Annotated in this window: 7 protein-coding genes; 1 reads left to right on the forward strand and 6 read right to left on the reverse strand. The window is 71.6% G+C overall.

Annotated elements, in window-relative coordinates:
* On the reverse strand, positions 1–1407 hold a 1407-nt coding region (locus tag KBX53_RS19270; protein ID WP_210860819.1), incomplete at its 3' end, for a cation acetate symporter.
* Complete coding sequence (locus KBX53_RS19275) at positions 1408–1821, reverse strand: hypothetical protein (RefSeq protein WP_245233621.1); 414 nt, start codon at positions 1819–1821, stop codon at positions 1408–1410.
* 203 nt (positions 1822–2024) lie between these two features.
* Between KBX53_RS19275 and KBX53_RS19280 the strand changes: the two genes are divergently transcribed.
* On the forward strand, positions 2025–2576 hold the full coding sequence (locus KBX53_RS19280; protein ID WP_210860821.1) for a Uma2 family endonuclease: 552 nt from the start codon (positions 2025–2027) through the stop codon (positions 2574–2576).
* Between the two features lie 37 nt (positions 2577–2613).
* On the opposite strand, the gene KBX53_RS19285 is transcribed toward KBX53_RS19280, so the two are convergent.
* From KBX53_RS19285 to KBX53_RS19300, 4 genes are all read right to left on the reverse strand, one after another.
* Positions 2614–3276 carry a DUF5701 family protein gene (locus KBX53_RS19285; protein WP_309140808.1) on the reverse strand — a complete coding sequence of 221 codons (663 nt, stop codon included), beginning with the start codon at positions 3274–3276 and terminating at the stop codon, positions 2614–2616.
* Positions 3277–3341: 65 nt separating this feature from the next.
* A complete protein-coding gene (locus tag KBX53_RS19290) occupies positions 3342–4103 on the reverse strand; it encodes a LytTR family DNA-binding domain-containing protein (RefSeq protein ID WP_030331664.1) in 762 nt (253 codons plus the stop codon).
* 23 nt (positions 4104–4126) lie between these two features.
* Entirely contained in the window at positions 4127–5353 is a 1227-nt protein-coding gene (locus tag KBX53_RS19295; RefSeq protein WP_030331662.1) for a sensor histidine kinase, read from the reverse strand.
* A 39-nt stretch (positions 5354–5392) separates the two neighbouring features.
* Positions 5393–6020: sugar transferase (locus KBX53_RS19300; RefSeq protein WP_210860825.1), on the reverse strand; the 628-nt coding region annotated here is incomplete at its 5' end.

Genomic DNA, 6020 nt, shown 5'->3' on the forward strand with positions numbered 1-6020 from the left:
GGCGCCCACGTCGGTCAGCCCGCGCCACCAGATGCCGAGCACCAGCAGCGGGCAGAAGCTCGACGCGGCGACCGCGAAGGCCAGCCCGACGACCTGCGACACGTCCAGCCCGGAGACGTGCAGTGCCAGCACCGCCGGCACACCACCGGCGATGACGGTGGCGAGCCGGAAACCGCGTACCGAGCCCCGACCGAGCACGTCCGTCGAGATCACCCCGGCGACGCTGGTCAGCACCCCGGACGAGGAGGAGAGGAACGCCGCGAACGCGCCCGCCGCGACCAGCGCGGCGAGCAGCCGCCCGACCAGCCCGTCACCCAGGGCCGCGCCGGGTAGCAGCACCACCACCGCGTCGGTCTGGCCGCTGAGCAGCAGTTGCGGGGTGTAGATCCGGCCGAGGACCCCGTACAGGGTGGGCAGCAGGTAGAAGACGCCGACCAGGGCCAGCACGACCAGGGTGGTCCGGCGGGCCGCCGCGCCGTCCGGGTTGGTGTAGAAGCGCACCAGCACGTGCGGCAGGCCCATGGTGCCCAGGAAGGTGGCCAGGATCAGCGAGTACGTGGCGAACAGGCCCCGGTCGTCGGCACCGGCGGCGCTGGGCAGCAACCAGTCGTTGGCGTCGGTGGCCGCCCCGGACACCGCCGGCACCGGGTCACCAGCGGCGAAGGTCAGCTCGTCGCCGGGGCGTACCTCCCGGATGTCGCCGTCGGGCAGGGTGAGGGTCGCCCGGTGCTCGACCACGACGGTGGTCGCGGCCCGGAACGTCGGCCCGTCGGGTGGGGTCACCGCCGGCCGCCCGTCGGCCTGCCACTGGAGCGCCAGGAAGATCACCGGTACGGCGAGTGCGGTCAGCTTGAGCCAGTACTGGAACGCCTGCACGAAGGTGATCGCGCGCATCCCGCCCAGCGCCACGTTCGCGGTGACCACGGCGGCCACCAGCAGGGCTCCGAGGGGGTACGGGGAGCCGGCCACCGTGGCCAGGGTCAGCCCGGCGCCCTGGAGCTGCGGCACCAGGTACAGCCAACCGATGAAGATCACGAAGGCGGTGGCCAGGATGCGGAGTCGACGTGAGCCCAGCCGCAGCTCGCAGAAGTCGGGCAGGGTGAACGCGCCGGAGCGGCGCAGCGGCGCGGCCACGAACAGCAGCAGAGCCAGATAGCCGGCGGCGAACCCGACCGGGTACCAGAGCACGTCCACGCCGTACTTGAGGACCAGCCCGGCGATGCCCAGGAAGCTCGCCGCCGACAGGTACTCCCCGCCGATGGCGGCGGCGTTCCACGTCGGACTGATCGCCCGGGACGCCACCAGGAAGTCGGACGTGGTCCGGGCCAACCGCAGCCCGTAGAAGCCGATCCCGACGGTGACCAGGGTGACCGCGACGATGGCCGGGACCACGAAGTCGTTGCCCACTCAGCGCTCCGGCCGTTGCACCAGGTCGGTGAAGTCCTGCTCGTTGCGTTCGGCCAGCCGCACGTACGCCCAGCCCACGGCGATCAGGAACGGGAAGGAGGCCACCCCGAGCAGCAGCCAGGGCAGGTTGACGCCGGCCACGGTGGTCCGGCCGAGCGAGGGCGCGATCGCGAACAGCCAGGGCAGCCCGCCCAACCCGATGGCCACCACCAGGGACAGCCGCAACGCCAACGCGAGTTGGGCCCGGACCAGGCCGCGGACCAGCGCCTCGCCGACCTGGGTCTGCTGGGCCAGTTCGGTGCGGGTCCGCTCGGCGCGGGTGTCCTGCCGGGTGATCTCGGCCAGCACGATCCGGGACCGCCGGGGCGGCGGCACCGCAGCGCCTGACCCCACGTCCGGGAGTTGCTTGGCCACCCCGGCAGTCTCGCCGGCCGTACGCGATTGTCAAGCAGTGCGGTGTGCACATCGGTGGGTGGCGTTGTGCATAACCTGTGGAGAACCGCTCACGCCTGTGGATAACTCGGGGATCACGCCGGCTGGCGTGTGGGAACTCCCGAGGCTCGTTGTGGACAACCGACTGAGCTGCCAGGGTGGTCCGGTAGAGAGGAGGTGTGACGGTGACCAACCCTGCCCGGCCCGGCTGGGGCGACGCCTGGACGGTGGACGACCTCCAGAGCCTCCCCGAGGACGACCAGGTCTACGAGATCTTCGACGGGAGCCTGCTCGCGTCCCCCCATGCGGACGTCTTCCATGGCGCGGTCGCCAACCGCCTCCGCCGTGCCCTCGACCGGCAGGCCCCCGCCGGTGTGCTCGTCGGTCAGGACATCGGGGTCAGCGCGAAACGCTCGTCGTACCTCGTGCCTGATCTCTTCGTCGCCACGGAGAGCGCACTGGACAGCGGCGGCGCCGCGCTCGACCCGGCCGACGTGCTCCTCGTCGTCGAGGTGATCTCGCCAAGTAACGCCGGCCGCGACCTGGTCCTCAAACGTCACGAGTACGCGGCCGTCGGCATTCCGCTCTACTGGTTGGTGGAGCCCCGCAAGCAGACCCTGACCGTGCTGGTGAACGGCGCGGGCGGCTACCGCGAGCAGGTCGTTCTGCCGGTCGGCGAGGTCTACCGCGCCGAGCGGCCGTTCCCTCTCGCCCTGCCGCTGGCCGACATCTTCTGACCCGTCACCGGGAGCCGCCCGCCCGCCGCGTCGACGGTCAGTCCAGGCCGATGCGCTCCGGCCGGGCCGAGGCGGAGCCGAGCCAGGTGTGCGGGTTGCCGTACCAGCACCAGCCCAGCTTGGGCGCGCCCTGGCTGATCCAGAGCGCCGGCACCCGCTTGTCGCCGCAGCGGGAGCCGATCAGCGAGAAGCACCTGTTGCTCGCCAACGCGGCCGGGTGCAGCGTGATGAAGGCGAGCCCCTCGTCGATGCTGAGCGGCAGCCGGCCCTGCGCGGTGATCCCCTCCAGGGCGGTGGCCGGGGCCAGGTTGCGGTACTCCTCGCCCCGGTCGACGTCGAAGAGCAGGTACGCCGGCCCGGCGGGCACCTCCAACTCCTTGATCGGGTCGAAGCGGGGCAGGTCGTCCTCGGCGTAGTTGCGGTCGACGACGCCGGGCTTGCGCTTGCCTGCCACTGTGGTCAGCGCCACCCGTTCCGGCACCCCGATCAGATCCCGGGTGATGACCAGCAGGAACGGCACCCGGGCGTCGGTGGGGGCGGGCAGCCCGGCGGTGCCCTCGGCCGCCCTGGCCCGCAGTGGCGCGACCAGGTCGCGGAAGGCGTTCTCGGTCAGCCCGGCGAGGGCGGGATAGCCGAGTTGCACCAGTCGGTCGAGTTGGTTGTCGAACTCGGATTCGGCGTTGAACGGGGTCTCGGTCACGCGGGCCTCCCGGAAGTCGTACGATCTATCGTACAACGTACGGCACATCGCTTCTCATTCCCGGCTCAGCGACTCCAGTCCTGTTTCGCAGCCCTGACCAGCTTGTCCTTCAACTCCCTGGTGTGCCGCCGGCTCACCGGCAGCTCGGTGGAGTCGATCACCACCACGTAGCCGGAGTTGACCAGCCGCAACTCCGCGATCAACTTCAACTGCACCAGGTACGACCGGTGCACCCGAACAAAACCGGCATCCGCCCAGCGCTCCGCGAGCGTGGCCAGCGAGACCCGCACCAGGTGCGACCCCTCCGCGGTGTGCAATCGGGCGTAGTCGCCCTGCGCCTCCACCCACCGCACCGCCGAGCGGGGCAACATCCGGGTGGTGCCGGCCAACTCGATCGGGATGGTCGGGTCCTCCTCCGCGCGGGCCAACGCCGCCGGATGCGACGGCACCACCCGCGAGCCGATCACCCGGCGCAACGACTCGGCCAGCCGATCGGCGCGAACCGGTTTCCGCACATAGTCGGTGGCGCCCAGATCGAAGGCGTCCACAGCGCCGTCGTCGTAGGCGGTGACGAACACGATCGCCGGTGGGCGGGCGAAGCGGCGCAGCACCCGGGCCAGCTCCATGCCGTCCAGGCCGGGCATCCGGATGTCCAGGAAGACCACGTCCACGTCGGCGTCGCGCAACAACCGCAACGCCTCGGTGGCGTCGGAGGCCGTGTGCAGCCGGGCCACCCGGGGATCGGCCCGCAGGTGGTACGCCAACTCGTCGAGCGCGGGCGGTTCGTCGTCGACGGCGAGGACGCGCAGGAAACCGGACGCGTTCACCACACCCGTCCCGGCTCGCTCGCTCACGAGCCGGCCCGCACGCCGGGGTGGAACTTCGGCACCCGCATGCTCACCTTCGTACCCGAACCCAGCCCGGTCTCCACGACCAGACCGAACCGGTCACCGAAGACCGAGCGCAACCGCTCGTCGACGTTGGAGAGGCCGACGTGCTGGCTCGTGTCGTCACCCGGGTCGCCGATGCCGCGAGCCAGCTCGGCGATGCCGGCGGTCAGCGTGGTCGGATCCATTCCCACTCCGTCGTCCTCCACCGTGATGTGACATTCGGCCCCCGCGTCCCGGGCCTCGATGCTCACCATGCCCGTGCCCGGCTTACGGGACAACCCGTGGCGAACGGCGTTCTCCACCAACGGTTGGAGGCAGAGGAACGGCAGCGTCACCGGCAGCACCTCCGGGGCGATCTGCAACCGCACCTGCAACCGGTCGCCGAACCGGGCCCGCTCGATGGTCAGGTACCGGTCGATCGACCGCAGCTCCTCGGCCAGCGTGGTGAACTCCCCGTGCGCCCGGAACGAGTACCTGGTGAACTCCGCGAACTCCAGGATCAGCTCCCGGGCCCGCTCCGGGTCGGTGCGCACGAACGAGCCGATCGCGGTCAGCGCGTTGTAGATGAAGTGCGGGCTGATCTGCGCCCGCAACGCCCGGATCTCGGCGCGGGCCAGCCGCTCCCGCGACGAGTCCAACTCGGCCAGGGCGAGCTGGTTGCCGGCCCAGTGCGCCGTCTCCAGGGTGGCCTGCACCAACCCCGGAGGCGGTGGGCTGTCCGCGACCGCCACGAGCGCGCCCACCACCCGGCCGTCCGCCCCCAGCAACGGTGCGACCACCGCCCCCCGGATCGGGCAGTCGACCCGGTCGCAGTGCAGATCCTGCTCACCCAGCACCGTCGAACGGCCGGTGTCCACCGTCCGCCGGGCCGCCGCGAGCAGTTGCTCCCCGTGGTGCGTGCCGCGCCCGTCCAGGGCCAGCAACCGGTCGGCGTCGGTGAGTGCCAGACCGGCCGCGCCCACCAGAGCCCGCAGATGACGTACGGCCTTCGCCGCGCCCGCCTCGCTCAGCCCCGCGCGCAGTGGCTCGGCGGCCAGACCGGCGGTGTGCAGCACCTCGTAGGTGGCCCGCTGGGTGGCGGTGGCGATGCCCCGGCGGGCCCGCAGCCGCAGCACCGCCAACAGGGCCGCGGTCAGCGCGGTGACGAGCGAGACGACGCCGACCACGGCGGAGAGGTTGGCAGCCACGCAGCGATCCTCGCCCCTGCGGGCCGGCGCGCCAAGCCTCTAGTACGCGCCCTTGCGGGCGAGCACCACCCCGACCGTGCGCCACAGGATGCTCAGGTCGTACGCGAGCGACCAGTTGTCGACGTAGTAGAGGTCCAGTCGGACCGACTCGTCCCAGGACAGATCGGAGCGGCCGGAGACCTGCCACAGCCCGGTCATGCCGGGGCGGACCAGCAGGCGGCGGCGCACGTCACCCAGGAAGTCGCCGTCGTCGGCGGGCAGCGGGCGGGGCCCGACCAGCGACATCTCGCCCCAGAGCACGTTGATCAGCTGGGGCAGCTCGTCCAGCGAGGTGGCCCGCAGGAAGCGGCCCACCGGGAAGACCCGTGGGTCCTCCTTCATCTTGAACAGCATGCCGTCGGTGTCGTTCCGGTCGACCAGGCTGGCCAGCCGCTCCTCGGCGTTGACGTACATGGTCCGGAACTTCCACACCCGGAACGTGCGCCCCTCGTGCCCCACCCGAGGCTGCCGGAAGAAGACCGGCCCGGGGTCGGAGATCCGGATCGCCACGCCGATGGCCAGGAAGAGCGGGATCAGCAGCAGCAGACCGAGGCCGGCGGCGACCCGGTCCAGCAGGTTCTTGGCCAGCAGCGCCGGCCCGGAAAGGGTCGGCTCCTCGACGTGCAGC

Source organism: Micromonospora sp. M51, assembly GCF_018070305.1.
Taxonomy (GTDB): Bacteria; Actinomycetota; Actinomycetes; order Mycobacteriales; family Micromonosporaceae; genus Micromonospora; species Micromonospora parva.